The following is a 25,464-nucleotide window of genomic DNA, read 5'->3' on the forward strand; positions in this document are numbered from 1 at the left end:
GCATGACCGCACCTCTGTCGAATGTTTCGGCGTGCTGCTCGAATGTTGCCGGAACCGTACGATCGGGTGTGAGGCTCGTCAAGGGGTCGGGAGCAAGGATTCGCGCACCCCGGCCGGACCACCGCCGCCCGGACCGGGGAAGCTACGATTCGTGCATGAGCCCTGCAAAGGTCCAGCACCACAAGGAGAAGGCATCCTCCGGCGAGCCGACGGAGAGCACCGCCACGCTGGCAGAGATCGCCCGAGCGGCCGGAGTGTCGGCTCCGACAGTTTCGAAGGTGCTGAACGGCCGGGCCGACGTGGCCCCCGGCACGCGCGCACGGGTGGAGGAGCTCCTGCTGCTGCACGGCTACCGCCGCCGGCGCGGCGCCTCGCAGCAGTCCCAGCTGATCGACCTCGTCTTCCACGAGCTGGACAGCGCCTGGGCGATGGAGGTCATCCGAGGCGTCGAGAACGTCGCGCGGGAGCAGGGGCTGAGCCTGGTCCTCTCGGAGAGCGCGGGCCGGCTCACCCCGGGCCAGACGTGGGTGGACGGCGTCCTGGCCCGTCGCCCGGCCGGCGTCATCCTGGTGCTCTCCGATCTCGACGCGGCGCAGCGGGCCCAGCTGACCAGCCGGTCCATCCCCTTCGTCGTGGTCGATCCGGCCGGCGACCCCGGGGACGACATCCCGTCGGTCGGGGCGGCCAACTGGCAGGGCGGCATCGCCGCCACCCGCCATCTGACGGCCCTGGGGCACCGGCGGATCGGCGTGATCGGCGGACCGGCCCGCATGATGTGCAGCCGGGCGCGGCTGGATGGCTACCGCGCCGCCCTGGAGACGTCCGGGGTGGAGATCGACCCCGAGCTCGTCCGGGAGGGCGAGTTCAACCACGAGGACGGGTACACGGCGGCACTCGACCTCCTGCGCCTGCCCGAGCCCCCCACCGCCGTCTTCGCCGGCAACGACCTCCAGGCCCTCGGCGTGTACGAGGCCGCACGCGAGCTGGGGCTGCGCATCCCGGAGGACCTCAGCGTCGTCGGCTTCGACGATCTGCCGCTCACCCGCTGGATCGGGCCGCCCCTCACGACCGTGCGGCAACCGCTCGTGGAGATGGCCGAGACCGCTGCCCGGCTGGTCCTGGACCTCGGGCAGGGACGGCGGCCGGCGACCACGCGGGTCGATCTGGCGACGAGCCTGGTGGTGCGCAGCAGCACGGCTCCGCCGTCGCGCTGAGACGGCCGCGGCCGTGCGGCCCGGGAACCCGTGGGCACCAGGGCCGCGCCGGGCTCTGCCGGGCGCCCGGGGCCGCGCCGGGGCCGGACGGGTCATCAGTCCGCCGTTCCGGGGGCGGCCTGATCCCCCGTCCGGCCAGGAGCGGCCGCGTGATCCGGCCGGGGGCCGTGCGGGCGTCGTCGCTACGGGCCGTTGTCAGTGGCGGGGTGCAGACTGACCCGTATCCGGCACAACGGCGTCTCGGGAGGTCCTGTCATGACCGATGTACTCCTCACCGTGGGTACCCGCAAAGGTCTCTTCATCGGCCGCAGGCGGGGCGGGACATGGGAGTTCGGCGATCCGCAGTTCAACGCGCAGGCGATCTACTCGATCGCGATCGACACCCGGGGAAGCACTCCGCGGCTGCTGGTGGGCGGGGACAGCGCGCACTGGGGCCCTTCCGTCTTCCACTCCGACGACCTGGGCGCGACGTGGGCGGAGCCGAAGCAACCCGCCGTGAAGTTCCCCCGGTTCACCGACGCGTCGCTGGAGCGGGTCTGGCAGCTGCACCCCGCCGGCCCCGAGGCGCCCGACGTCGTCTACGCGGGCACCGAGCCCGCCGCCCTGTTCCGTTCGGACGACCGGGGCGAGTCCTTCGAGCTGGTGCGTCCGCTCTGGGAGCATCCGACGCGGTCCCGATGGGTGCCCGGCGGCGGCGGTGAAGGGCTGCACACCATCCTGACCGATCCCAGGGACGCCGCGGCCGTGACCGTCGCCGTGTCCACCGCGGGCGTGTTCCGGACCGAGGACGGCGGCGAACGCTGGACGCCCTCGAACAGGGGCGTCTCGGCTGTGTTCCTCCCGGATCCCGATCCCGAGTTCGGCCAGTGCGTACACAAGGTCACCCGTGACGCGGCCGATCCCGACCGTCTCTATCTGCAGAACCACTGGGGCGTGTTCCGCAGCGACGACGGCGGGAAGCGCTGGCAGGACATCGGCGCGGGCCTGCCCTCGGACTTCGGCTTCGCCGCAGCCGCTCACCCGCACCGCGCGGACACGTTCTACGTCTTCCCGATCAACGCCGACGCCGACCGGGTGCCCGCCGGTCACCGCTGCCGGGTCTTCCGCACCCGGGACGCGGGTGAGACCTGGGAGCCGCTGACGCGGGGTCTGCCCGACGGCGACCACTACGGCACGGTGCTGCGCGACGGCCTCTGCACGGACGACGCCGACCCGGCCGGCGTCTACTTCGGCAATCGCAACGGCGAGGTGTACGCGAGCGCCGACGACGGTGACAGCTGGCAGCAGCTGGCCTCCCATCTGCCGGACGTGCTGTGTGTGCGGGCGGCGGCACTCGGCTGACCCGCGCGGCCGGGCGACACGGCCCCGCCGGCCGGCCCGGGCCGGGTCAGACGTCGGTCGGCACGCACAGCACGGGGACGGTCGACAGGTGCAGGAGCTTGTGCGGGGTGGAACCGAGCAGCGCCCCCCGCATCGGGCTCTCGCCCCAGCTGCCCACGACGATGACCCGCGCCTCGTGGCGGGAGGCCGCCTCGATCAACGCCTGCGCCGGGCTCAGGTCGATGACTTCGACGGTGGTCGGCACCTCGGCCGCCTCCGCCGAGGCGACGGCGCGTTCCAGCCCCGTGCGTCCGGCCTGCCGAATGGCCTCGTAATGGGCGCGGTACTCCTCGCCGGTGGGGCCGGGCGGAGCGGCGCCGTACACGAGGACGAGCTTCTCGCCGAACGCGGCGGCCACCTCGATCGCCGCCCGCAGGGCACGCGCCGCCCCGGGCGACTCGTCGTACCCGAGGACCACCGACATCTCAGGACTCCCTGCCGTGTACGAGGTCGGGGTCGACCACACCTCGCCGCTCGGCCCAGAAGGCCGGCGACAGGAACCGCAGGACCACCATGATGACCACGCCGATCAGGATGATGGCGATGCCGATGACGAGCGGCGGGCCCAGTCCGAACCAGGAGGTTCCGCTGTAGGAGTTCGCCGGGTCGGACATGTCGATGACCGACCGGACGAGCAGCCAGGTGAGCAGACCCGCCCCGACCAGCGGACCGAGACCGATGAGGAGGAAGTTGCGCACGCTCTCGGTCAGATGGCGGCGGTAGTAGACCGCGCAGGCCAGACCGGTGAGCGCGTAGTAGAAGGCGATGAGGAGGGAGAGCGCGGTCAGCGAGTCGAAGAGGGCGTTCTCACTGATCTGGCCGACGATCAGGTACCAGGCGATGGCGATGCCTGCCACCCACCAGGTACTCACGTCGGGGGTCCGGAACCTCGGGCTGATGCGGGCGAAGTGCTTGGGCAGCGCGTGGCGCCGGGCCATCGACAGGGCGGTGCGCGAGGCCGGGATGATGGTCGTCTGGGTGGAGGCGAGCGCGGAGGTCGCGACCGCGAGGAGCACGATCCAGTCCCAGTCGCCCATGACCTCACCGGCCAGCAGGGCGAAGATGAACTCCTCCTCCCCGGCGTTCTCCACCAGATACTCCGTTCCGGCGAACGCGACGACCGCGAAGCCGACGGAGAGGTAGGTCACGAGCAGGATGACGGTCGACCACACGCCGGCCTTGCCCGGCGCGGTCGCGGAGTCCTCGACCTCCTCGGTGAGGTTGACGGCCGATTCCCAGCCCCAGTAGATGAACACGCCCAGCAGCAGACCACTGGTCAGCGCCGCACCGCCCGCCCCGAAGGGGTTGAGCCAGTCGACCGCGGGTGTGATCGAGTCGAAGTCCGTCGTGCCCGCGTAGACGCGGTAGAGCGCGACGATCACGAACACGAGGAGGAAGGCCACCTGAGCCAGGATCAGGGCGTTCTGCACCTTGGCCGACAGCTCGGTCCCGATGACGCACAGCCCGGTCATCACCACGATCAGGACGACGGTCAGCAGTTGGCGGACGAAGTCGTTCTCCGCCCAGCTGTCGAGCCCCACGGCGAGCAGTCCGAAGCTGACGGCGATGTCGGCCAGTGATCCCACGACCAGCACACCGGTCATCGCGATGGCCCAGCCCCCGAGCCACCCGGCCCAGGGGCCCATGGCGCGGGTCACCCAGGAGAAGGTCGTCCCGCAGTCCTGGTCGGCCTTGTTGAGGTAGTAGAAGGCCGACGCGATGAACAGCATCGGTACGAACGAGGCGAAGAGCACCCCGGGTGCGTAGATGCCGACGAGCGCCACGACCGGGCCGATGACCGCGGCCACCGAGTAGGCCGGGGACGTGGCGTTCAGCCCGATGACCAGCGCGTCGACGAAGCCGATCGCGTTCGGCTTCAAGCTTGCCGGTGGTGCTGATCCGGCACGGTCCTCTGCCATGCTCCCTCGCTCGGGTTCACAGGCCTGAAGAGAAGGCGGAATATTTCCTTCCACATGCTAGGGAGGTACCTCCCGGGGCGCACGTCCGGTGAGGCGCACAAGCGCCCCCGCACAAAGGCGTCTCACCGCCGTCACTGCTCGCGCATGCCCCAGGGAACGCCGTACTCGTTCAGCAGGTCGAGGAACGGCCGGGGCGGCAGGGCCTCGGGTCCGAGTACTCCGCTCCCGCCCCAGACGCCTTCGGCCAGGAGTTCGAGAGCGGCCACCGGGTTGATGGCCGTCTGCCAGACGACGGCCTGGGAGCCGTACTCGCGCATCGACCACTGGTTGTCGACCACGTGGTAGAGGTACACCTCCCGGGGCCGCCCGTCCTTGACACCCTTCACCCAGGTGCCGGCACAGGTCTTGCCGTGCATCCGCTCCCCGAGTCCGGCCGGGTCGGGCAGGCACGCGGCCACCACGTCACGGGGGGAGACCTCGGCGGCCCCCGTACCGCTCTTCACCGACACGGGATCCGTACGGTCCAGGCCCAGCTTGTGAAGCGTACGCAGGACACCGATGAACTCGTCGCCCAGCCCGTACTTGAAGGTGACACGGCGGGCCTTCAGCCAACGCGGTACAAGCAGGACCTCCTCGTGCTCGACGTTGACGCACTCGACGGGGCCGATGCCCTCCGGGAAGTCGAACACCTCCGGTTCGCTGAAGGGCTCGGTGGTGAACCAGCCCCGGTCCTCCTCGTAGACCACCGGCGGGTTCAGGCACTCCTCGATGGTCGTCCAGATGCTGAAGGACGGGGCGAAGTCGTAGCCCTCCACCGTCAGGTCGGCGCCGTCACGGATCCCGATCTCCTCGATCTCGTCGAAGAGCTCGTCGGAGGCGTAGCGCGCGAACACGTCCGAGAGCCCGGGCTCCACACCGATCCCCACCAGTGCGAGCTTGCCCGCGGCCTCCCAGTCGGCCGCCCGCTCGAACTGCGCGTCCCCCAGCTTGACCCCGCACTTCTCGTACGGGCGGGAGGGATGAGGCCGGGACAGGGACATGGCCATGTCGAGGTAGTGGGCACCGTGGGCGAGGGCTGCCTCGAACAGCGGCATGACGAACCGCGGGTCCGTGGCGTTGAGCAGGACATCGCACCGGTGTTCCGCGAGCGCCGCGCGCACGGCGGCGGGGTCCGAGGCGTCCAGCCGGGCAGCGCCGAACCGGGCCCCGCTCTCCCCCAGGAGGGCGACGGCGGTCTCGGCCCGCCCGAGGTCGTAGTCGGCCACCGTCATGTGCTCGAAGAAGGACCGACGGGCCGCGATGCGCGTGATCGCCGTACCCACGCCTCCCGCCCCGACCAGGAGGACACGCATGGGACACCTCTCCTCTGCCGTTCCGGCGCTGCGAACGGCTGCAGCCGGGCCGGCCGGTCCGGTGGTCCGGGGACGCTAGCAGCCGGGCGCCCCCACGACGCGCAACCGTCCGGAAGGTGTCCCGCGTCCGGGCTATCCGCGCCCCCGGCCCCCACTCCGACGGGCGCCCGAGCCGGTGGCTCCGCCGGGACGCCGGGCCTGCCGTTCTCGACCCGGATCCGCAAGCAGACACCGGGCCGTTACGCCAGCGCCTCGATCACACCGTGCGCGGTCACGGGGGCCACGCACAAGTCCGGCCCCACCGACGGGGGGATGACGGTGGGGCCGGAGGCTCACACAGGTGCCGGGGGGGGAGGCACCGACCGGAGCTCGGGTCACAAGGTCTCGTGCCCCGGAATCGGGAGCGCATGCAGCGTCGGTACCGGGAATCCGCCCAGGCGTCGCGAACAGCGCCCACGACGGCACGGGCCGTCGGACGACACGCCTCGGGCATCACCCGGGAGCGCCGTGGGACATCTGGTCCCGCGGCTTCCGGATCAGGGCAGACGCCAGTCGACGGGCTGCTGCCCCAGACTGCTCAGGAAGTCGTTCGTGCGGCTGAAGGGCCGAGAACCGAAGAACCCGCGGTCGGCCGACATGGGCGAAGGATGTGCGGACTCGACCGCGGGCAGATCCCCCAGGAGCGGGCGCACGTTGCGCGCGTCGCGGCCCCACAGCACCGACACCATCGGCTTCCCACGCGCGGCCAGTGCGCGGATCGCCTGCTCGGTCACTTCCTCCCAGCCCTTGCCCCGATGGGCGGCGGGCTTGCCCGGCGCCGTCGTCAGCGCCCGGTTGAGCAGGAGCACTCCCTGCCGCGTCCACGGTGTCAGGTCTCCGTTGGAGGGCCGGGGCAGACCGAGGTCGGTGTGCATCTCCCTGAAGATGTTCTCCAGGCTGCCGGGCAGACGGCGTACGTCCGGGGCCACGGCGAAACTCAGCCCGATGGCCATCCCCGGGGTCGGGTACGGGTCCTGACCGACTATCAGGACGCGTACGTCGTCGAACGGCTGCTGGAAGGCGCGCAGGACGTTCTGCCCGGACGGCAGATACGTGCGCCCGGCGCCGATCTCGGCGCGGAGGAAGTCACCCATCTCCGCGATCCGGCCGGCCACGGGCTCCAACGCCTGAGCCCAGCCGGGCTCCACAAGTTCACTCAACGGTCGCGCTGCCACGTGCGTCACCCTACCGGCCTACACCGACAACGTGATCATGCGGTCCTCCGCGGCCGCCGTCCTGGGGATAGGCTGCGCGTCATCCTCGGTCCTCCAGCCCCCGGAGTCGGTCCCCATGGTCACGCAGGCGTTCGTCGAGGAACGGCGGTGCCCCGCGCCCGGGTTGGCCGCAGGGGCCGGACGGCCCCCGTCCGAGAGGTGGGCGCGGTGAGCGACGGGACCGTCGAGCTGGTCCTCGGGGTGGACTCGGGTGGTTCCGGTCTGAGGCTGGCGCTGGGCGCCGTGGACCCCCGGTACCCCGTCCGTACCGCCGTCTGCGCCGAACCGGTGCGGACCGGTTCGGCCGGGATCGACGCCGCACACCTGCTGGAGCAGGTGCTGCCCGTGGTGCGCGGACTGCTGGAGGCGGCGGGACCGGGGGCGGCCGTGACCGCGGCGGCGATCGGCGCCGCAGGCATGGCGACGCTCGGTGACCGGCTTCGCGCGGAGCTGCCCGCCGCGCTCGCGTCCGCGCTGGGCATCGGACGCCTCGCCCTCGCCGCCGACGCGGTGACGGCGTACGCCGGCGCGCTCGGCCAACGGCCCGGCGCGGTGGTCGCCGGGGGCACGGGCATGATCGCGCTCGGCACCGACCTCTCGACGTGGCGCAGGGCCGACGGCTGGGGTCATCTGCTGGGCGACAGCGGCGGCGGTGCCTGGATCGGGCGGGAAGGGCTCGACGCGGCCATGCGGGCCCACGACGGCCGGCGCGGTGGTTCCCCGGCCCTGCTGGAGCGGCTCGAGACGGTCTTCGGTCCCGCGGCCGGTCTGCCCGGCCTGCTCTATCCGCGTACGGACCGCCCGGCGCTGCTCGCCTCCTTCGCGCCGGAGGTGGCGGCGTGCGCGGGCACGGACGGGACGGCGGCGACGATCCTGCGGCGGGCGGCCGCCCACATCGCGGCGGCCGCGGCCGCCGTGTGCCCGGGCCCGGCGGAACACCACACCGAGGCGTACGAAATCGCCCTGACCGGTGGGTTGTTCCGCATGGGCGAGGCTCTTCTCGGACCGGTGCGCGAGGAGTTGGCGGAGCAGGTGCCGCGGGCACGGCTGGTACCGGCGGCGGGCGATCCGCTGCACGGCTCGCTGGAGATCGCCCGGGCGCTGGCGGGAGCGGGACTGCGACTGCCGCCCCACCCGGCCCTGTTGTCCGTACCGGGAGTAACGTGAACAGGTCGGGCGATCCCCGCTCCGGTACAGAGCAGGTCAGTTGCCCGCTATGCCGCTCTACAGACATATACGGACAGATAACGCCCAGCAGCCCCCTCCCCGAACAGAGAGGTACCCAAAACCAGTAGCATGCGGCGCCATGAGCACCCCCACTGGGCCCGCCTCCGGCCTGCCAGTACGAATGCCGCGACCTCGCCAGTCCGGACGGCACCGCCGCCCTGAGCCCGTGGTCGCACCTGAGGGCGCAGCCGCGCTCGTTCTCGCCGTCCCCGGCACGCCTTCCCCGGCATCGCGCAGCCTTGCCGAGGAGGTCATCAGCATCGCCCGTTCCGAGCTGCCCGGCCTGAACGCGCAGATCGGTTACCTCGACGGCGACGACGCGGAGTTTCCCGCGCTCGCCTCCGTCCTGACCCAGGCCGCCGCCGAGCGCGTCGCGCGCTTCGAGCAGGCCACCGCGGCCGGTCGCGAGGTCGCCGCGCCGACCGGCCCGTCCGCCGTCGTGGTGCCGCTCCTCGCCGGCCCCGACAGCGCGCTGATCCGGCGCATACGGCAGGCCGTGATGGAGAGCGGCACGCAGGTGGAGCTGACCGACGTGCTCGGTCCGCACCCCTTGCTCGCCGAGGCGCTGCACGTCCGCCTCTCGGAGGCGGGGCTGGCGCGTGCCGACCGTGCCAGGCTGTTCACCGTGGCGACCGCGGCCGACGGAATCGTGCTGGCCACGGTCGGGGGCGAGGAGGCCGTGCAGGCCGCCGGCATCACGGGCATGCTGCTCGCCGCACGTCTGGCGGTTCCGGTGATGGCCGCGGCACTGGACGTGGAGGGCTCAGTCGCCGCCATCGCCGCCCAGCTCCAGGGGTCCGGCTCCGTACAGCTCGCGCTCGCGCCCTACCTCGTGGGGCCGGAGATCGACGCCGAACTGCTGGAAGCCGCCGCGAAGGAGGCCGGCTGCGCGACCGCCGAGCCCCTCGGCGCGTACCCGGCCATCGGCAAGCTGGTGCTCTCCCTCTACGCGACCACGCTGGGCATCACCCCGGCGACGCCGCAGGGGGCGCAGACGCACTGAGGCACCGACGCCGTGAAGGCTGTGGCGCGGACCGGCGGTTGCGGTTCGCGCCACAGCCTTCACGGCCGGTGTCCACGCGCTTCGCGCGGACACCGGCCCTCCCGGGCCGAGGGCGGACGAGCAGCCCGGGTGTCAGGCGAAGACCACGCAGGAAGCCGCCGGGACGTCGATGGAGCCCGCGGGCGACGGGATTCCCGTCTCCGCGTCGAGGGAGAACCAGCTGACGTTCCCGGAGCGCTCGTTGGCCGCGTACAGCCACTGCCCGGTGGGGTCCAGGGTGAGGTCACGGGGCCAGCTCCCTCCGCAGCCCACGGCCGCCACGAGGACGGGCTTCTCGGCCGTCTCGTCCAGGGCGAGCACGGAGATGCTGTCGCGCCCCCTGCCGGCGGCCCACAGGAACCGTCCGTCGTGCGACACCACCACCTCGGAGGGGTACGTACGCACCGCCTCGCCGTCGTCGTCGGCACTCCGGGGCAGCACCGAGGTCTCGCCCAGCGGTTCGAGCAGGCCGGTGGCGGCGTCCCAGCGGCACACGGTGAGGGTGGGCTCCAGCTCGTTGAGGACGTAGAGGTGTCCCCCGGACGGATGAAAGGCGAGGTGACGCGGGCCGGTCCCCGGACGCAGCACCGCCTCGGAGTGCGTGCGCAAGGAGCCCGTGCCGGGGTCGAGTGCGCAGACGCGCACGGAGTCCGTGCCGAGGTCGACGCTCAGCACCCAGTTCCCCGACGGGTCTGCGAGGACCTGGTGGGCATGGGGGACGGCCTGGCGCGCGACGTCGGGTCCGGCGCCCTCGTGCCGCAGGACGCAGGCGGCCGGGCCCGGCGAGCCGTCGGGCCGCAGGGGCAGGACGCTGACGCTGCCGGAACCGTAGTTGGCGGTGAACAGATGGCCGGCCCGGACGTCCACGTGCGTGGGTCCGTCGCCCTGCACCGGCTGCGGCTCGCCGATGAGCACCGGCGCGCCGCGGCCGCCGATGTCGAAGGCCGCTGCGGCACCCTCGGAGACCTCACTCACCGCGTACAGCACGGCGGCGCCGGTGTCGGGCAAGCGGCCGACCGCGAGGAAGGAGGGGTCGGCCAGGATGTCCGTCGACGCCAGGACCGACAGCTCCCCGGTGGTCCCGTCGACGTCGGCGACGGTGATCCCGAGTCCACCCGCCGAGGTGAACGACCCTATGAATGCCCGTCCGCCAGTGTTGGCGCCCATCGCGCTACCCCTCTTCACATGCGTCGCGATCTTCAGCGTCGACGGTAGCAGGCAGCCCCTTCTGGTCCAGACCAATTCGCGCCGCTTCGGCGGGCCTCCGACACGGGCGCCGCCGCCCCGGACACGCCGGCACCTGCCCGCCCGAGGGCGCGGGCAGCCAGGTGTCAGGCCCCCACGAGCGGAGCGCGCGGGGAGCTGTGCAGGGGGGCAGCCAGCTCGGCGAGCGCCCGCTCCAGACCGTGCAGATGGGCGAGCGCGGGTTCGACGGCACCCGCGGGCTGCGGTACGCCGACGGCAGCCGCGGCCTCACGACGGCGGCGGGCCGGGGCGGTCAGCGCCTCCACGGACGACTCCACCCGCCAGCACGCCGCGGCGAGCCGCGCGTCGTGCGAAGCCTCCGGATCCGCCGCGACGGAGGCCAGGCCCCGCACCTCACGTGCGCAGTCGTCGAGCAGGGCGAGCACCTGCCCCGCTCGCGCCTTCCGGGCGCGCAGCGGGCTCAGGGGGTGCACGAGCGGACCGAGGGACAGCCGCACGCGGCCCAGGAGCGCTTCCAGCTCCGCGACGCGGGAAGCGGGGTCGGCGGACGCCGATCCGGCGAGCCTCGCGGTGGCCTCGGCGGTGCAGGCGTGCACACAGCGCAGGGCGCGTTGGATCCACGCGTCCGTCGTGGCATGGGTGGTGACCGGCAGCACCACGAGCACCGCCAGCATCGCCCCGAGGGCCCCGACACCGGTCTCGACGAGGCGCAGCGCGAGCAGCGCGGGATCGAGCACCCCGAGCGCCCCGTACAGCGCTCCGGCCAGGACCGTCACCGAGAACATCATCCAGGTGTAGGAGACCGCGGCGGAGTAGAAGATCCCGAACACGCCGAGCGCCACCAGGATCGCCGTGGGCACCGCGGCACCGTGGAGGGGGGCGATGACGACGAGACCGACGGGTATCCCGATCAGCGTCCCCAGGATCCGGCGGAAGCCGCGGACCAGTGTCTCGCCGCGCGACGCCGTGTTGACGAACACCCACCAGGTCGCCCCCACGGCCCAGTACCAGCGCTGGTCGGAGAGGAGCTGGCCGGCCAGGAGCGCGAGTGCTCCGCCGGTGACCGCCTGGACGGCCTGGCGGGTCGTCGCCCGGGAGAGCCCTCGGCCGGCGACGGGTGCGAGCAGGGCGGCCACCGGGAGCCGGCGCTCGTAGCACCACAGTCCGAAACGGACGGACGACGCCGCCAGCAGCGAGAGCAGGACGGCGGAGAAGAGTTCCGGCAACTGGCCGGGCAGTGTGTGCAGGAACTGCGTGATGAAGAAGGACATGAAGGCGAAGACGCCGAGGGCGTGCCCGCGGGGCCCCCACCGCCGGGCGTAGACACCCGCCCCCATCACCGCGAGGAAGGCCAGGTCACGGGCCACCGGCTGGTCGTGCAGGGCGGCGGCCAGCGCGAGGACGGGCAGACCGGCCGCGGGAAGCAGCGCGGTGGTCACCGCCTGCCCCCGCACGGTCGTGTCGGTGACCGTGAAGAGGGCCAGCAGGGCGGCGAGCCCGCCGGTGATCGCGGCGACGAGCGAGTGCCCGGCGACGCCGCAGACGACGACCGCCAGCCCGATGCCGAGGACGGCCCTGGTCGCGTGCCGCAGCCGCAGCCGCCCCGGGTCCGGAGCCACGAACACCTTCTTCAGCAAGACTTCCCGCCCCTTCTCATGAAAAAGGGCGCCACGGAATCCGCGGCGCCATCGACAGGACCATCAGACCACGCTCACGGCCGATGGCTCAACCGACCCGAGTCCGACTGGACCATTGGCACACAAGAAGGACGCTTTTCCTGGACCAGAACCTTGCCATTGGCAGAGTCGGGACGCCATCGAGCAGTCGACCCGCCCACCCGGGGTCCCGCCGTCGTGCGCGCACTCCCGGAGACAGCCGCCCCCGGCGGGCCGCCCCACTCCCGCGTCCCGGTGCGGACGGGCCGCGGTACGTGGGTCCTCGGCCGGCGTCCTCGGCCGGTCGTCCGCAGCCAGTGGTCCTCGGCCGGCGGTCCGCAGCGAGTGGTCCTCGGCCGGCGGTGCACGACCGGCGGTCCTCGGCCGCCCCGAGGCGCAGCGGAAGGCCGCCGGGGCGCCCTGCGGACACGACGGAGGGTGCCGGGATCCATCCGGTCCGGCGCCCTCTCCCTCCGACTGCGCGTCGCAGGTCCCGCTGGTCCCACCCGGGGGCCGTGGCGCGCGCCACCGGACAGGCGTCCGGGGCCCATGCCGTACGGGCCCGCCGCTCAGCTCCTGCGGCGGCGGAACGTCACCCACGCGACGAGCGCGGCGCCCGCGGCGACCAGCAGCACCGTGCGGTTGTCCCGCGCCACCAGGGCACCCTCGGCCGCCTTCCGCCGCACCGGCTCGGGCGCCTTGTCCTCCCACAGGCTGCCGGCCTGTGCGGCCTTGGCCCGGACTTCGCCGGCCGCCTGGGCCGCCTTGTCCTTGACCGGTGACGGCACGGTGTCCTGCACCCGGTGGGCCGCTTCGGCCGCCTTGGCCTTGAGCTCGCCCGCCTTGACCGCGGCCTGCTCCTTGGCCTCGGCGGACTTCTGCCTGACCTCCGCCGTCTTCTGCTTCGCCTGCGCCTTCACATCGGCCTTGGCCGCCAGCGCCTCGACCGTCCGGCCGAGTTCGTCGCGGGCCTCCTCGACCTCCTGGCGGAGTGCCTCCGGGCCGGAGGCGTTCGGCTTGTCGTCGAATGGCTTGGTCATCGGTGGGCACTCCTCTTGATCTCGGCCACGTCGGCCTTCACGTTCTCGATCGCCTGCTCGGGGGCGGGGGGCGCCGCACGGACGACCTCCTTCTTTCCGGCGAAGGCCATCACGGCGGCGACGGCCCCGAGCACAGCGGTGACGATCAGGGCAGCGGCCCACACCGGCAGAGGCACCGCCAAAGCGGCGACGGCGGCGACCACCAGGGTCTGCAGCATCAGGAAGCCGACCAGTCCGGCCCCGCCGAACAGCCCTCCGCCCTTGCCGTAGTGCCGGCCCTTCTCCTTCACTTCCGCCTGCGCCAGCCGCAACTCGCTGCGCACCAGCTCCGTCAGCTGCTGCGAGGCCCGCTGCACCAGCTCGCCCACCGGCTCCGCCCCGGATGCGTGCACATCACGGTCGGAGCGCGGGGGGTACGGCTGCGTGTCCGACACGGCAGTCACCTCCTGTCCCTCTCCTCGATGAAGCCGGACGCCGTGGGGGCGCCCTGACCTTGCGTGAGCCGACGCGTACCCCGAACGGAGCGGTTCATCGGGTGGCGCTCACATCTCGTCCAGGCGGCGCAGGTCCTTCTCGTCCCACGTCCGGGTGGAGCGGGGCCGGGTGTAGGGCTCGGCCTCCGGCGGGTGTCCTCCCGCGATGGCCCGCTGCCTGGCCGTCTCGGCGTCGAACTGCAGGCCGAACAGGATGGCCAGGTTGCCGATCCACAGCCAGACCAGGAAGACGACGAGGCCGGCCATGGTCCCGTACGTCTTGTTGTACGAGGCGAAGTTGGCGACGTACAGGGCGAAGCCCCCCGAGGCGGCCATCCAGATCACCAGCGCCAGGACACTGCCCGGGGTGATCCATCGGAAGCCCTTGACCTTGGCGTTCGGCGCCGCCCAGTAGAGGATCGCGATCATGGCGGTGACGAGCACGATCAGCACCGGCCACTTGGCGTACGCCCACACCGTCAGCACGCTGTCCCCGATGCCGAGCACGCTGCCGGCCTGATCGGCGAGGGTGCCGGTGAACACCACGATGAGCGCGCTGACGACGGCGAGAACCATGAGGACGGCCGTCACCCCGACCCGCACGGGGAGGATCTTCCAGACGGGGCGTCCCTCGGGCATGTCGTACACGGCGTTCGCGGCCCGGATGAAGGCGGCGACGTAACCGGAGGCCGACCAGACGGCCAGGGCGAGGCCGACGATCGCGAGGACCGATCCGGTGCCCGCACTGTCCTGCAACTGCTCCACGGCCTGCGTGATGATGTCCCGGGCCGAGCCGGGCGCCAGCTTGCCCAGCCCGGACACGATCTTGTCCGTGGCGGACTTCCCCGTGATGCCGAGCAGCGACACCAGTACGAGCAGCGCCGGGAACAGCGACAGCACGCCGTAGTAGGTCAATGCGGCGGCGCGGTCGGTCAGCTCGTCGTCCCTGAACTCCCGCAGCGTCCCGCCGATCACGGCACCCCAGGCCCGTTTCGGCATCTTCGTGGGCCCGTCGGGCTCCGCCGCCTCCACCTCAGGGCCCGGACCGGCCTGCTCCGGATCGGGTGTCCCCCGGTCGTGCCGCCGCTCGTCCCGCCGGTCCTGCCGCCCTGGAAATCGCAGATTCGCCATAGGACTCGGATAGCCGCAGGAACGCTCCCTACACCCCCGGCGCGCGGCGGACCCCGGACGGCCTCAGGCGGCGGGCGCCTCTCCGCCCGCCCGGGCAGGGCGGCCCGGCACCGGGGCGGCCGGCGACCGCGGCGAGGCCTCCCCACCGCCGCCCACCAGACGCAGGTGGCGGCCGGCCGCGTGGCGCGCCGGTGGCCTGCGGAACACTCGGTCCTCGAAGCGGTCCATTCCGTACAGGAGCAGTCCGAGCGCGGGCAACAGCAGAAGCGCGACAGCGATCACGACACAGTCCTTCCCGACCGGCGACAGTCCATCGGGTGCCCCCGGGGGGCGCGGGTCAGCGACCACGGAGGTGAAGGTCCGGTGACCGCCGGCCGCGGGTGCCCGGTGCTGCGGGTGCGGAGGCCCGGTACCGGGCTGTCCGTTTCCCGGTTTCCGGGCACGCATCCCGGCTGCACCGGCCGCCTCGTGTCCGGTGCGGCCGGGTCGCCGTCACCTGCCGTACGTGGCCCGGCACAGGTCGACGATGCCCGCGGAGGCGACGCCCTGGCCCGTCGCGCACACGGACCGCATGTCGAACGTGCGCTTCGGCTTCACCCAGCGGGGTACGGCCCGGCGGGGGCGTTCGGGCCGGGCGAGGGCCGGTCGGCGCGACTGCTCACGCGCCCTCCTCGGCGCGGCCGGGGCTGCCGCTTCGGCCCGGTGGGGACGCGCGCCCTCGCGTTGCTTCCGCTTCTTCCCGTCCCCGTCAGGCCGCCGCCCTTCCGTCCTTCCGAGTGCGTCGTGGACGGCAGCGGGCGCGGAGGGCACCGCGGAAGCCTGTGCAGCGGGCGTGTTTCCGTACGGCCCGGGGGCGACCGGGTCGTGCCTGTCCGCGCCCGCCGGGACGGAGACACAGCCGGACGCACTCAGCAGGGCAACGAGCAGGAGGGACATCGACCGCAGCTTCATGCACTGGTGAACGACGGCCGGCCCGGCCGGACACGTCCGTCCGTTTCCGGATCGCCGCCGCACGGGACGACCCGCTCGTCCTGTCGGCGGACGGCGTGGGCAGCCTGCGGATCGCCCCGTCAGCGGAACGCTGACCGGCCGGGCCCGGGCAGTCTCCCGCCGGCCGGTCCCATGGGACGCGGGCGGGGTTCGGCGGGACGCACGGCCCCGCGACAGGCCCCCTTCGAACCCGTCACATCAGGACGGCTCCCGCGGCGCTCGCCACCGCCCCGAGCAGGAGGATGAGCATGACGAAACCGAGGTCCAGGACGTTGTCAGCGGTGTGAGGCTGCGGGGTCGAGCGTGAAGCCCTCGGGCTCGCCGGGCACGTAGTGGACGGTCACCTCCCGGCCGTAGGCGTCGGCCGGGTCCTCCGGAGCGGTGGGGAGGAGGGCGGTGACCGCCTTTCCGTCCCCGGTGGTGAAGCCGAGGACCGCGGCGTACCTGGTCCAGACACCCTCGCCGTCGTCCCGGACCGTCTTGGTGACAGCGATGATGCGGCCCGGCACGGCGAGGGCGGTGGCCAGTCGTGCGGACTCGCGGCGCAGCAGGCGGAGGTCGTGAAACAGGACGGACGCCATGGCGATGGTCAGCGGTCCGCCGGCTCCGAGCAGCGCCCAGGGATAGCCGTGGCTGATCGCGATGTCGGTGACCAGCCCCGCGTACAGGAGGAAGACCGCGAAGTTCGGGCCGGCCCGTCCGCTCAGTCCGTCCCGCAGCGTGTGCGCGACTTCGAACCGCTCCGGGTCCCCGGGCGGGTGGAGGACCGCGACCTCGCGCCCCACCCAGACCGTGTCCAGTCGGACGCCGCGCGGCTTCGTACGGCAGTGCGTGCCCCTGTCCGGTGACGGGGTCGGGAAAGGCGATGACCACGGGTATACCGGGCGTGCCAGGGGCGCCGTGTCGGGGGGCCCCGACCTCCACTATCCGCCCGGTCACCCGCACGGCCCGCTGCCGACGAGTGGCCCCCGCGAACGACAGCCCATAACCGACGACCGCCCACACGGCGCATGCCGCGCACCCCAGCAGCCGGATCGTGTGTCCATGGCGTCGCCCCCGTCGTCGTCGCGCGAGATGGTCTACCACGGTCCGGCTGCCGTCGGCAGGGGCAGGGACCCCGGTCGCCATCCAGCGTGGCCCTGCGGGTCATGGAGTCAACGGAGATCCGCTCTCACTCCTTCCGGCGCACCGCGCCCCGGCAGGATCCGGGTCACCCTGCCGCACGTCGGGACCCCCGCATCGGTAGAGTCGGTGACCCACGACGGAGCCCGAAGGAGCCGGCCGGACATGGCGGTGGACGCCCTCGACACCCGCATCCTGCGTCTGCTCATCGAGCAGCCGCGCACCAGCGTCCGCGAGTACGCGCGCGTACTGGGCGTGGCACGCGGCACCCTCCAGGCGCGCCTCGACCGTCTGGAGCGGGACGGCGTGATCACGGGCACGGGCCCCGCGCTCTCACCGGCCGCCCTGGGCCACCCGGTGCTCGCCTTCGTGCACCTGGAGGTCACCCAGGGGCACCTGGACGAGGTGGGGGACGCGCTCGCGGCCGTCCCGGAGATCATCGAGGCGTTCTCGACGACCGGCGGCGGGGACCTGCTGACCCGCGTCGTGGCACGTGACAACGGTCATCTCGAGGACGTGATCCAGCATCTGATCCAGCTCCCCGGCGTCGTCAGGACCCGGACGGAGGTCGCCCTGCGCGAGCGGGTGGCGTACCGGGTGCTCCCGCTCGTCGAGGCCGTGGGACGGGTGACCGCCGGCTCCGGCTGAAAGGCGTCGGGCATGCTGGAGGCCATGATGACCCCGCGCGTCCCGGCCCTCTCCGTGCTGTTCGACCTGGACGGAACCCTCGTCGACAGCGAGCCGAACTACTACGAGGCGGGTCGCCGGCTCCTCGCCCGTCACGGCGTAGGGGACTTCAGCTGGGAGGACCACACCCGCTTCATCGGCATCGGCACCCGCGAGACGCTGACGGTCCTGCGCGCGGAGTACGGCATCGAGGCACCCGTCGACGAACTGCTGGCCGGCAAGAACGCCCTGTACCTGGAGCTCGCCGGGACGTCCACCACCGCCTTCCCCGAGATGCGCACCCTCGTCGAACGGCTCCACGCCGCGGGGGTTCCCATGGCGGTCGCCTCGGGGTCGTCCCGGGCCGCCATCGCGGCCGCGCTCGCGGTGACCGGGCTCGACGCGTACCTGCCCGTGTACGTGTCCGCCGAGGAGGTCGAGCGCGGGAAGCCCGAACCCGACGTGTTCGTGGAGGCCGCCCGGCGGCTGGGAGTGGAACCCTCCTCCTGCGTGGTCCTGGAGGACGCGGCCCCGGGTGTACGGGCGGCGCACGCGGCCGGAATGCGCTGCATCGCGATTCCGGATGCCGAAGCGGCCCCGGACGACGCCGTGTTCGCCGGGGCCGATCTGCTCTTCCCGGGCGGCCAGGCCGAGTTCACCGCCGCCGCCGTGCTCGGCTGGCTCGCCTGAGATCAGGCGGGGCGGCTCTCCGACTGGCCGGATCCGGCGCCCGCGCCCCGGGCCGGGCGACCGGAAGCCCGGCGTGCGGATATCCTGATCACGCCGCGCAACCCGACGCACGTAACGAGGCGATGAGCCCGATGATGTCGCCGCCGCGGCAGTCGGAGCGGGCCACAATTCGAGATAGGTGTGCACAGGTGCTGGTTGCTGGACGGTACCGGTTGATATCCCCCATCGGCCGTGGCGGTATGGGTGAGGTGTGGCGCGCCACGGACGAGGTGCTGGGCCGTGCCGTGGCGGTGAAGCTGCTGCTGGGCGACCACGCCGACGCCTCGTCGACGGCGCGGTTCCGCCTGGAGGCGCAGACCGCCGCCCGTCTGAGCCACCCTCACCTGGTGGCCGTCTTCGACTTCGGTTCCTGGGAGGACCGCTTCTATCTGGTGATGGAGCTGGTCGAGGGCAGGAGCCTCGGGGACCTGCTGGAGGCCCAGGAGTCCGTCCACCCGGAGCAGGTGGCCCACATCGCCGGCCAGGCGGCCGCGGGCCTGGCCGCCGCGCACCGGCAGGGCATCGTGCACCGGGACATCAAGCCGGGCAACCTGATGCTGGACGCCGACGGGTCCGTGAAGATAGGCGACTTCGGTATCGCGCAGTTCGTCGACGACCCGTCGACCGCGCTCACGACGGCCGGCCAGATCGTCGGGACGAGCCTCTACCTCGCCCCGGAACGGGCCCTGGGCCGGTCGGCCGACGCCGCTTCGGACATGTACTCGCTGGGCTGTGTCATCTACCAACTGCTGGTCGGCCAGCCGCCGTTCCGGTCCGACACGGCGACCGCGACGCTCTACCAGCACGTCGACACCCCGCCGGTTCCGGTGAGACAGCGCGGGGTGGAGATCTCCCCCGCCTTCGACTCGTATCTGCTGGGCCTGCTGGCGAAGAAGCCGGAGGACCGGCCGAGCGCCCAGCAGGTGTCCGACTGGTTCCGCACCGACGCCTGGCGCGGGCGGCCGGAGCCGCTGCCCCGCCATTCGGCCCCGAGCCGCCGGAGCACCGCCCCGGCAGCACCCACGGCCGCTTCGGGGGGCCCGGGCACCGGGACGGGTTCGACGTACCGGCTGCCGCAGGCCTCCGGCCGCCGACGGGCCGCCCCTGCCCCGCGGGCGTCGAAGTCGGCGACCACCCGCACGAGCGAGGCCATCCGCCGCCGTCCCCGCGTGGCGAGCGCCGTGGCCGGGACGATCGCCTTCGTGGCGGCGGTCTACCTGGGCACGGTCCTGTTCGCACCGGACACCGGTGCCGCGGACACGCCTGACCCCGGCACCACGCCGACGGCCGGCGTCGGCTCCCCCGCCCCGGCCGACCCCTCGGCCGGGGCCGTGCAGGACGGCTCAGGCCAGGACGGTCAGCAGGACGGCGACGACGGGGACGGGGACGACTGAGTCCCGCGCCTCACCAGCGGGCGTGGACCTCGGCGCGGATCCGGCGGTCGTACAGGTCGCGTACGGCGTCCAGGGTGCTCTGCGGGAGCGGCGGGAGCGCGGCGGCCGCGGCGTTGGCGCGGGCCTGCTCCACGGAACGCGCACCGGGGATGACGCTGGTGACACCGGGCTGCTGAAGGATCCAGCGCAGCGCGGTCTGCGCCGGAGTGGCGCCCTCGGGCGCGAGTTCCGAGAACTCGGCGGCGGCGGCAACGCCGGTGGCGTAGTCGACGCCCGAGAAGGTCTCGCCCTGGTCGAACGCCTCGCCGTGGCGGTTGTAGGTGCGGTGGTCCTCGGCTGCGAAGACGGTGTCCGCGGTGTACCGGCCGGACAGCAGTCCGGAGGCGAGCGGGACACGCGCGATGATCCCGACCCCCGCCTCGGCCGCTGCGGGCAGGACCTCGTCGAGCGGCTTCAGACGGAACGGGTTGAGGATGATCTGGACGCTCGCGACACCCGGCCTGGCGATGGCGGTGAGCGCTTCGGCACAGGTCTCGACGCTGACCGCGTAGGCGGCGATCCGCTGCTCGGCGACGAGCGTGTCCAGCGCGTCGTACACGGCGTCGGAGGAGTACACGGCCGTGGGCGGGCAGTGAAGCTGTACGAGGTCGAGGGTGTCGACCCCGAGGTTGGTCCGCGAACGGTCGTTCCAGGCGCGGAAGTTGTCGAGGACGTAGTTCTCCGGCAGTTGGTCCGCGCGTCGCCCCATCTTGGTGGCGACGAGGACGTCCGCGTCCGGCCGGTCCTTCAGGTAGCGGCCGATGAGCTGCTCGCTCCGGCCGTCGCCGTACACGTCCGCGGTGTCGAAGAAGGTGATCCCGGCCTCGACCGCGGCGTCGAGGACGCCGAAGGCGTCCGCCTCCCGCACCTCGCCCCAGTCCCCGCCGAGCTGCCAGGTGCCCTGTCCGACGACCGATACGTCACGGCCGGTCCTGCCGAGTGTGCGCTGCTCCATGCGGATCATGGTACGCCGGTGTGCGGGGCCGGCGGCTGTGTGCGCCGCGGGCCCCGCACCGGTGCTCAGTCGCCGGTGGTCACGCGGACGTAGTCGACCACGAGCTGCTGCGGGAAGCTGGTGCTTCCGTCGGGGTCGCCGGGCCAGTAGCCCCCGACGGCCAGGTTGAGGATGAGGAAGAACGGCTTGTCGAACACCCAGGCGTTGCCGTTGAGGTCCGCGGGGGTGCGCCGCTGGTAGACGGTGCCGTCGACGGACCAGGTGATGGAGCCGGGCGCCCAGTCCACGGCGAAGGTGTGGAAGTCGTCGGCGAAGGCGGCTCCGCCTGGGAGGGTGTAGCCGGCGCCGATGCCGCCGCTGCCGGAGTAGCCGGGGCCGTGCAGGGTGCCGTGGACCGTGCCGGGTTCGAAGCCGACGTTCTCCATGATGTCGATCTCACCGCTGTCGGGCCAGCCCACACCGCCTATGTCGGCGCCGAGCATCCAGAACGCGGGCCAGATGCCCTGCCCGCGCGGGATCTTCATCCGGCTCTCGACGTGCCCGTAGGTCGAGGTGAACCTGCCGGAGGTGTTGAGCCGGGACGAGGTGTACTCGCAGGTCCCGTACCAGCACTGGTAGTTGCCGGGGTTCTCCTTGCGGGCCGTGATGACGAGGTTGCCCTGGCCGTCGAGGGCCGCGTTGGAATTGCCGGCGGTGTAGTACTGCCGCTCGTGGTTGTTGACGTTGTCGCCGGTCTCGGTCTGCCACTTGCCGCCGTCGACTGCCGAGCCGGCCGGCCCGTCGAACTCGTCGGCGAAGGCCACGGCGGCCGCCGCCCGGGGAGCCGTGGAGGACGCAGCCGTGTGGGGGTCGGGTGCGGCCGAGGCTCCGGCGGGAAGTGCGGTCAGGACCAGGGAGCAGCAGAGCAGGGAGAGGGCGGACAGGGTCGTGCGGCGCCGGTCGGCGGGGCGCTTGTGGGCCCGGTGGGGGGAAGGCACGGACATCACGTCATTTCGGTGGGGGATGGCGACGGATACATCGCCAATCATGCACATGACAGATATGCGTCGAGAGATGAACGCGGTAAGGGCTTACCCCCGGCGCATACTTCACTACTTGATTTAAGGCAGGGCCCACGCGGGCCGTCAAGGACTTGGTCCGGACCGGACGGGCGCGGGTAGAAGTCGGCCCGGCGGGGAAGCGACAAGTCATGCCCATTCGTACCGTACTCGTCCTTCCCGCAGTTCTGGCCCTTGCCCTGCCCGCCTCGGCAGGGGCCGCGACCGCCGCCCCGGCCGTCGCCCCCCAGGCGTGCCGTGAACCCGACCTGACCGTCGCCGCACGCGCCTCGGACGTGCCCGACACCGTGCGGATCAGCATCAGGAACCACGGACGGCACGCCTGTGTCGTCGACCGCATCCCCACGGTCGTCTTCGGCGACCTGGACGGAGCGGCCCTGCCGGTGCCCGGCGGCACGAGCGCGCCGTACCGCGTGGCAGCGGGCGGCACGGCGTACGCGGCGGTGCGCACCCTCGATCCGGCCACCACGGAACTGCGGGTCGTGCACCGGCTGACGGTCGCCGGTGATCCCGCCCACCGGGGGCGGACGTTCGGCGCGGCCGCCCTGGGAGCGCCCGGCGGCCTCCGGGTATGGGAGCCGGTCACCACCCGGTGGCACCGGTCGGCGGCTTCGGCGGATGCCGTGCTCGCGCGGCACACCGGCTGACCGGCCACACCGCCCCGGTACCGCCCGCCGCGATGCGGCGGGCGGCGCGCGGACGCAGAGTGGAGATACGCACCGTGCGGGGCCGTCCGGACCCGGCCACAAAGGGCGCCACCGTCCGACCCGCATCCCGGCGGAGGGAGCCGGCGTGGACAGCGAAAGCACACAGCGCTTCGTGGTGCAGATCCACGAGGCCCGGCGCATGCACTTCGACTTCCGGCTGGAGGTCGACGGCGTCCTGAAGTCCTGGGCAGTGCCGCGCGGCCCGTCCGACAACCCCAGTGACAAGCGGCTGGCCGTTCCGACGGAGGACCACCCCTTGGAGTACCGCGAGTTCGAGGGCGTCATCCCGCGCGACGAGCAGGGCAGCGGCACGGTGATCGTCTGGGACCAGGGCACCTACCGGCCGCTCGGCCACGACCCCGCGGGAGACCCCGTCCCGTTCGCCGAGTCCCTGGAACGGGGGCACGCGGACTTCTGGCTCGACGGGGCGAAACTGCGCGGCGCGTTCACGCTCACCCGCTTCCGCATCGACGACGGGGACGGCACCCCGGGCCCCGAGGCATGGCTGCTCATCAAGGCCGACGACCGCCAGGCCGTGCACGACCGGCCCGGCACCCCTGACCCGCACCACGCACGCTCCGCCCGCACTGGCCGGACGCTGCACCAGGTGGCCGTGGCGGGACGGGCGGGCAGGACCTGACCGAGCCGGCTCTGCGTTCAGCGGCGGCGGTGAACCGGTCCAGGACCAGCCCTCGCCCCCGTCGGCGCATCCGAGCGGGTGTTGCCCGGACGCCGGGGCCGTCGGCCGGGTCCACTATCCGGAGGGGTCGTCGTCACCCGTGGGATCGTGGGTCCGCCCCGCCCGGTCCGGCCCGGCCCAGCCGGCGGACATCGGGCCGGGAGCCCGGTGGTCTCCGGACTCCCGCGCCCCGTGCGCCGGCGGCGGGGCAACGGGCCTCAGGTGCTCTTGACCGAGGCCAGATGGGCGAAGACCACGACGTTGTCCTCGTAGTCCTTGGCCTTCTTGTCGTAGTTGCCGCCGCAGGTGATCAGCCGCAGCTGGGCGGTGCCCTTGTCGGCGTACACCCTGTTGTTCGGGAAGTCCGTCTTGCTGAACGTCTCGACCGAGTCGACCTCGAAGGTGGCGACGACCCCGTCCTCCCGGGTGATGTCCACCGTGTTGCCCGCCTTGAGGGTGCTGAGCAGGAGGAACACCGCGGGGCCGGTCTTCGTGTCGACGTGGCCCGCCACCACCGAGGTGCCCCGCTCGCCGGGGGTCGCGCCGTCCTTGAACCAGCCGGCCAGGTTCGCGTCGTTCGCGGGCGGCGGATCGAGCCGCCCGCTGGAACCGATCGACAGAGGGGTGAAGGGCGCGTCGACCGCGATCGACTTGATCGAGATGCGCTCCGGTTCGGAGCGGGGCAGACCCGACGGCAGGAGCGAAGGCGTGCTGGACGGCGCGGACGAGGCAGCCGACGCCGACGGTGCGGGCAGGGAGACGACGGCGGGAGCGGGCGTCACACCCGCCGAAGCGTCGAAGGAGTTGTAGACGAGGAGGAAGCCCAGCCCCACCGCCGCGACGGGCCACAGCAGGGAACGGCCGAGGGCAGGGGAAGCGGGTACGGATTCTGATTTCTGCGGGGCGGCCATGCGCGTGCTGCCTTTCGCGTACGGGGGATGGCGGGTCCGGCGTGGGCGCCGGGAAAATCGGCGCGGCCACCGCCCGGGTGGGGGCGGCGGCCGCGACAGGATTCATTCGGTGCTGCGGGTCGCCTGCCTGAGTCAGACCGCGGCGGTACCCGAGGCGTTGCGACGGCGCAGCTTGTACGCCACGGCGCCGATACCGCCGAGCATCAGCACCGAGCCCGCGGCCAGACCGCCGCCGGAGAGCGCCATCGCGCCACCGCCGGTGTGCATGCCGCCCTCGGGCTTCTCGTGCTTCCAGCTCTTCTCGCTGTCACCGCTGCCGGAGCCGGACTCCTTGTCCTTCTCCCAGTCGTCCGCCGACACGCCGGCCAGCGCACCGCCACCGGCGTGCATGCCGCCTTCCGGCTTCTCGTGCTTCCACGAGTCCGGCTTCTCACGGTCGTCGTTGTTACCGGAGCCGGACTCCTTGTCCTTCTCCCAGTCGTCCGCCGACACGCCGGCCAGCGCGCCACCACCGGTGTGCACGCCACCCTCGGGCTTGTCGTGCTTCCAGGAGTCCGGCTTCTCACGGTCGTCGTTGCTGCCGGAGCCGGACTCCTCGTCCTTCTCCCAGTCGTCCGCCGACACGCCGGCCAGCGCGCCACCACCGGTGTGCACGCCACCTTCCGGCTTCTCGTGCTTCCACGAGTCCGGCTTCTCACGGTCGTCGTTGCTGCCGGAGCCGGAATCCTTGTCCTTCTCCCAGTCGTCCGCCGACACGCCGGCCAGCGCGCCACCACCGGTGTGCACGCCACCCTCGGGCTTCTCGTGCTTCCACGAGTCCGGCTTCTCACGGTCGTCGTTGCTGCTGGCGGAGGAACCGCTGTCCTTGTCCCAGCCGTCCGCCGAGGTCACGGCGTATGCGGCGGGGGTGGTGACCGCGAGGACCGCCGTGACGGCGGCCGAGGCGAACAGGGTGCGGGCAGTGCGCATGGATACACAGTCCTTTCGCCACTCCCGCGTCGGCCGGCTGGTTGTCGGCTCATCGGATCACGGGTGCGACGTGATCCACCGTCAGTCCGATCGGGAGCGTGCACCACTCGGGGAGGCCTCATTGGGGCCATGCGGTGGGCCCATCGTGTGACAGGGAGCCAGATGTCACCCGTCTGACGGCACGCCACGCCGGGAGGAGGTTTGAGCGGCGACGATCATCGGTGTAGGGGGGCCCGGCCGCACCGTTGCGGGTCGCACCGCGACCCGGACGCCCCTCCCAGCTGCTGCGGGTCCGGCCGAGCGCCCGCCTGACGACCCGTCCGGGCGGCCCTGCCCGGCCGGTCACCGCCGGA

General features: G+C 72.7%; 25 protein-coding genes. 9 read left to right on the forward strand and 16 right to left on the reverse strand.

Going from position 1 to position 25,464, the window contains the following annotated elements:
• Window positions 1-155: 155 nt before the first annotated feature.
• Window positions 156-1,214, forward strand: coding sequence for a LacI family DNA-binding transcriptional regulator (locus tag OHT61_RS03670; RefSeq protein ID WP_329034993.1), 1,059 nt, complete (start codon window positions 156-158; stop codon window positions 1,212-1,214).
• 255 nt (window positions 1,215-1,469) lie between these two features.
• Complete coding sequence (locus tag OHT61_RS03675) at window positions 1,470-2,555, forward strand: WD40/YVTN/BNR-like repeat-containing protein (protein ID WP_329034994.1); 1,086 nt, start codon at window positions 1,470-1,472, stop codon at window positions 2,553-2,555.
• A 46-nt stretch (window positions 2,556-2,601) separates the two neighbouring features.
• Here the strand turns inward: OHT61_RS03675 and OHT61_RS03680 are convergent, their stop codons facing one another.
• The 4 genes from OHT61_RS03680 to OHT61_RS03695 form a co-directional block, all read right to left on the reverse strand.
• Window positions 2,602-3,018, reverse strand: a complete 417-nt coding sequence (locus OHT61_RS03680; RefSeq protein WP_329034995.1) for a universal stress protein — start codon at window positions 3,016-3,018, stop codon at window positions 2,602-2,604.
• Window position 3,019: 1 nt separating this feature from the next.
• Entirely contained in the window at window positions 3,020-4,513 is a 1,494-nt protein-coding gene (locus OHT61_RS03685) for an APC family permease (RefSeq protein ID WP_329034996.1), read from the reverse strand.
• 131 nt (window positions 4,514-4,644) lie between these two features.
• Entirely contained in the window at window positions 4,645-5,865 is a 1,221-nt protein-coding gene (locus tag OHT61_RS03690) for a saccharopine dehydrogenase family protein (RefSeq protein WP_329034998.1), read from the reverse strand.
• 536 nt (window positions 5,866-6,401) lie between these two features.
• Complete coding sequence (locus tag OHT61_RS03695) at window positions 6,402-7,079, reverse strand: uracil-DNA glycosylase (protein ID WP_329035000.1); 678 nt, start codon at window positions 7,077-7,079, stop codon at window positions 6,402-6,404.
• A gap of 207 nt (window positions 7,080-7,286) precedes the next feature.
• Between OHT61_RS03695 and OHT61_RS03700 the strand changes: the two genes are divergently transcribed.
• Window positions 7,287-8,285, forward strand: a complete 999-nt coding sequence (locus tag OHT61_RS03700; RefSeq protein ID WP_329035001.1) for an N-acetylglucosamine kinase — start codon at window positions 7,287-7,289, stop codon at window positions 8,283-8,285.
• Between the two features lie 139 nt (window positions 8,286-8,424).
• A complete protein-coding gene (locus OHT61_RS03705; protein ID WP_329035002.1) occupies window positions 8,425-9,348 on the forward strand; it encodes a sirohydrochlorin chelatase in 924 nt (307 codons plus the stop codon).
• A gap of 132 nt (window positions 9,349-9,480) precedes the next feature.
• Here OHT61_RS03705 and OHT61_RS03710 read toward each other — a convergent pair whose 3' ends face one another.
• From OHT61_RS03710 to OHT61_RS03745, 8 genes are all read right to left on the reverse strand, one after another.
• Window positions 9,481-10,554, reverse strand: a complete 1,074-nt coding sequence (locus OHT61_RS03710) for a lactonase family protein (protein WP_329035004.1) — start codon at window positions 10,552-10,554, stop codon at window positions 9,481-9,483.
• A 164-nt stretch (window positions 10,555-10,718) separates the two neighbouring features.
• A complete protein-coding gene (locus tag OHT61_RS03715) occupies window positions 10,719-12,230 on the reverse strand; it encodes an FUSC family protein (protein WP_329035005.1) in 1,512 nt (503 codons plus the stop codon).
• Between the two features lie 587 nt (window positions 12,231-12,817).
• Complete coding sequence (locus OHT61_RS03720) at window positions 12,818-13,288, reverse strand: DUF3618 domain-containing protein (RefSeq protein ID WP_329035007.1); 471 nt, start codon at window positions 13,286-13,288, stop codon at window positions 12,818-12,820.
• Entirely contained in the window at window positions 13,285-13,656 is a 372-nt protein-coding gene (locus OHT61_RS03725; RefSeq protein ID WP_329043079.1) for a phage holin family protein, read from the reverse strand. The genes OHT61_RS03720 and OHT61_RS03725 overlap by 4 nt, the downstream gene beginning before the upstream one ends.
• 174 nt (window positions 13,657-13,830) lie before the next feature.
• Window positions 13,831-14,892: a YihY/virulence factor BrkB family protein gene (locus OHT61_RS03730; RefSeq protein ID WP_329035009.1), complete on the reverse strand. Its 1,062-nt coding sequence runs from the start codon at window positions 14,890-14,892 to the stop codon at window positions 13,831-13,833.
• 63 nt (window positions 14,893-14,955) lie between these two features.
• Complete coding sequence (locus OHT61_RS03735) at window positions 14,956-15,174, reverse strand: hypothetical protein (RefSeq protein ID WP_329035010.1); 219 nt, start codon at window positions 15,172-15,174, stop codon at window positions 14,956-14,958.
• A 210-nt stretch (window positions 15,175-15,384) separates the two neighbouring features.
• Window positions 15,385-15,828: a hypothetical protein gene (locus tag OHT61_RS03740; RefSeq protein ID WP_329035011.1), complete on the reverse strand. Its 444-nt coding sequence runs from the start codon at window positions 15,826-15,828 to the stop codon at window positions 15,385-15,387.
• A 329-nt stretch (window positions 15,829-16,157) separates the two neighbouring features.
• On the reverse strand, window positions 16,158-16,667 hold the full coding sequence (locus OHT61_RS03745; protein WP_329035012.1) for a DUF3592 domain-containing protein: 510 nt from the start codon (window positions 16,665-16,667) through the stop codon (window positions 16,158-16,160).
• Between the two features lie 502 nt (window positions 16,668-17,169).
• Here OHT61_RS03745 and OHT61_RS03750 point away from each other — a divergent pair.
• From OHT61_RS03750 to OHT61_RS03760, 3 genes are all read left to right on the forward strand, one after another.
• Window positions 17,170-17,652, forward strand: a complete 483-nt coding sequence (locus OHT61_RS03750) for an Lrp/AsnC family transcriptional regulator (RefSeq protein ID WP_329035014.1) — start codon at window positions 17,170-17,172, stop codon at window positions 17,650-17,652.
• A gap of 12 nt (window positions 17,653-17,664) precedes the next feature.
• A complete protein-coding gene (locus OHT61_RS03755; protein WP_329035016.1) occupies window positions 17,665-18,360 on the forward strand; it encodes an HAD family hydrolase in 696 nt (231 codons plus the stop codon).
• Window positions 18,361-18,599: 239 nt separating this feature from the next.
• The gene (locus OHT61_RS03760; RefSeq protein WP_329035018.1) at window positions 18,600-19,793 is read left to right on the forward strand and encodes a serine/threonine-protein kinase; all 1,194 of its coding nucleotides are present in this window, start codon (window positions 18,600-18,602) and stop codon (window positions 19,791-19,793) included.
• 10 nt (window positions 19,794-19,803) lie between these two features.
• Here OHT61_RS03760 and OHT61_RS03765 read toward each other — a convergent pair whose 3' ends face one another.
• Both OHT61_RS03765 and OHT61_RS03770 read right to left on the reverse strand, forming a co-directional pair.
• Window positions 19,804-20,796, reverse strand: a complete 993-nt coding sequence (locus tag OHT61_RS03765; RefSeq protein WP_329035019.1) for an aldo/keto reductase — start codon at window positions 20,794-20,796, stop codon at window positions 19,804-19,806.
• 56 nt (window positions 20,797-20,852) lie between these two features.
• Complete coding sequence (locus OHT61_RS03770; RefSeq protein ID WP_329035020.1) at window positions 20,853-21,770, reverse strand: glycoside hydrolase family 16 protein; 918 nt, start codon at window positions 21,768-21,770, stop codon at window positions 20,853-20,855.
• Window positions 21,771-21,976: 206 nt separating this feature from the next.
• Here OHT61_RS03770 and OHT61_RS03775 point away from each other — a divergent pair, with 206 nt between their 5' ends.
• Together OHT61_RS03775 and OHT61_RS03780 are read left to right on the forward strand one after the other, a co-directional pair.
• Complete coding sequence (locus OHT61_RS03775) at window positions 21,977-22,492, forward strand: DUF4232 domain-containing protein (protein ID WP_329035022.1); 516 nt, start codon at window positions 21,977-21,979, stop codon at window positions 22,490-22,492.
• A gap of 124 nt (window positions 22,493-22,616) precedes the next feature.
• The gene (locus tag OHT61_RS03780) at window positions 22,617-23,192 is read left to right on the forward strand and encodes a DNA polymerase ligase N-terminal domain-containing protein (RefSeq protein ID WP_443049601.1); all 576 of its coding nucleotides are present in this window, start codon (window positions 22,617-22,619) and stop codon (window positions 23,190-23,192) included.
• A gap of 257 nt (window positions 23,193-23,449) precedes the next feature.
• On the opposite strand, the gene OHT61_RS03785 is transcribed toward OHT61_RS03780, so the two are convergent.
• Window positions 23,450-24,142, reverse strand: a complete 693-nt coding sequence (locus tag OHT61_RS03785; protein ID WP_329035025.1) for a class F sortase — start codon at window positions 24,140-24,142, stop codon at window positions 23,450-23,452.
• A gap of 132 nt (window positions 24,143-24,274) precedes the next feature.
• Window positions 24,275-25,111, reverse strand: coding sequence for a hypothetical protein (locus OHT61_RS03790; RefSeq protein ID WP_329035026.1), 837 nt, complete (start codon window positions 25,109-25,111; stop codon window positions 24,275-24,277).
• Window positions 25,112-25,464 lie beyond the last annotated feature (353 nt).

The organism is Streptomyces sp. NBC_00178, assembly GCF_036206005.1.
In the GTDB taxonomy this organism is placed as follows: domain Bacteria; phylum Actinomycetota; class Actinomycetes; order Streptomycetales; family Streptomycetaceae; genus Streptomyces.

What these genes read in the sequence shown, in the direction of transcription:
- OHT61_RS03670 (WP_329034993.1), top strand. Translation starts at nt 156, where the DNA reads ATGAGCCCTGCAAAGGTCCAGCACCACAAGGAGAAGGCATCCTCCGGC.
- OHT61_RS03675 (WP_329034994.1), top strand. Translation starts at nt 1,470, where the DNA reads ATGACCGATGTACTCCTCACCGTGGGTACCCGCAAAGGTCTCTTCATC.
- OHT61_RS03680 (WP_329034995.1), bottom strand. Translation starts at nt 3,018, where the DNA reads ATGTCGGTGGTCCTCGGGTACGACGAGTCGCCCGGGGCGGCGCGTGCC.
- OHT61_RS03685 (WP_329034996.1), bottom strand. Translation starts at nt 4,513, where the DNA reads ATGGCAGAGGACCGTGCCGGATCAGCACCACCGGCAAGCTTGAAGCCG.
- OHT61_RS03690 (WP_329034998.1), bottom strand. Translation starts at nt 5,865, where the DNA reads ATGCGTGTCCTCCTGGTCGGGGCGGGAGGCGTGGGTACGGCGATCACG.
- OHT61_RS03705 (WP_329035002.1), top strand. Translation starts at nt 8,425, where the DNA reads ATGAGCACCCCCACTGGGCCCGCCTCCGGCCTGCCAGTACGAATGCCG.
- OHT61_RS03710 (WP_329035004.1), bottom strand. Translation starts at nt 10,554, where the DNA reads ATGGGCGCCAACACTGGCGGACGGGCATTCATAGGGTCGTTCACCTCG.
- OHT61_RS03720 (WP_329035007.1), bottom strand. Translation starts at nt 13,288, where the DNA reads ATGACCAAGCCATTCGACGACAAGCCGAACGCCTCCGGCCCGGAGGCA.
- OHT61_RS03730 (WP_329035009.1), bottom strand. Translation starts at nt 14,892, where the DNA reads ATGGCGAATCTGCGATTTCCAGGGCGGCAGGACCGGCGGGACGAGCGG.
- OHT61_RS03740 (WP_329035011.1), bottom strand. Translation starts at nt 15,828, where the DNA reads ATGTCCCTCCTGCTCGTTGCCCTGCTGAGTGCGTCCGGCTGTGTCTCC.
- OHT61_RS03750 (WP_329035014.1), top strand. Translation starts at nt 17,170, where the DNA reads ATGGCGGTGGACGCCCTCGACACCCGCATCCTGCGTCTGCTCATCGAG.
- OHT61_RS03755 (WP_329035016.1), top strand. Translation starts at nt 17,665, where the DNA reads ATGCTGGAGGCCATGATGACCCCGCGCGTCCCGGCCCTCTCCGTGCTG.
- OHT61_RS03760 (WP_329035018.1), top strand. Translation starts at nt 18,600, where the DNA reads ATGGGTGAGGTGTGGCGCGCCACGGACGAGGTGCTGGGCCGTGCCGTG.
- OHT61_RS03765 (WP_329035019.1), bottom strand. Translation starts at nt 20,796, where the DNA reads ATGATCCGCATGGAGCAGCGCACACTCGGCAGGACCGGCCGTGACGTA.
- OHT61_RS03770 (WP_329035020.1), bottom strand. Translation starts at nt 21,770, where the DNA reads ATGTCCGTGCCTTCCCCCCACCGGGCCCACAAGCGCCCCGCCGACCGG.
- OHT61_RS03775 (WP_329035022.1), top strand. Translation starts at nt 21,977, where the DNA reads ATGCCCATTCGTACCGTACTCGTCCTTCCCGCAGTTCTGGCCCTTGCC.
- OHT61_RS03785 (WP_329035025.1), bottom strand. Translation starts at nt 24,142, where the DNA reads ATGGCCGCCCCGCAGAAATCAGAATCCGTACCCGCTTCCCCTGCCCTC.
- OHT61_RS03790 (WP_329035026.1), bottom strand. Translation starts at nt 25,111, where the DNA reads ATGCGCACTGCCCGCACCCTGTTCGCCTCGGCCGCCGTCACGGCGGTC.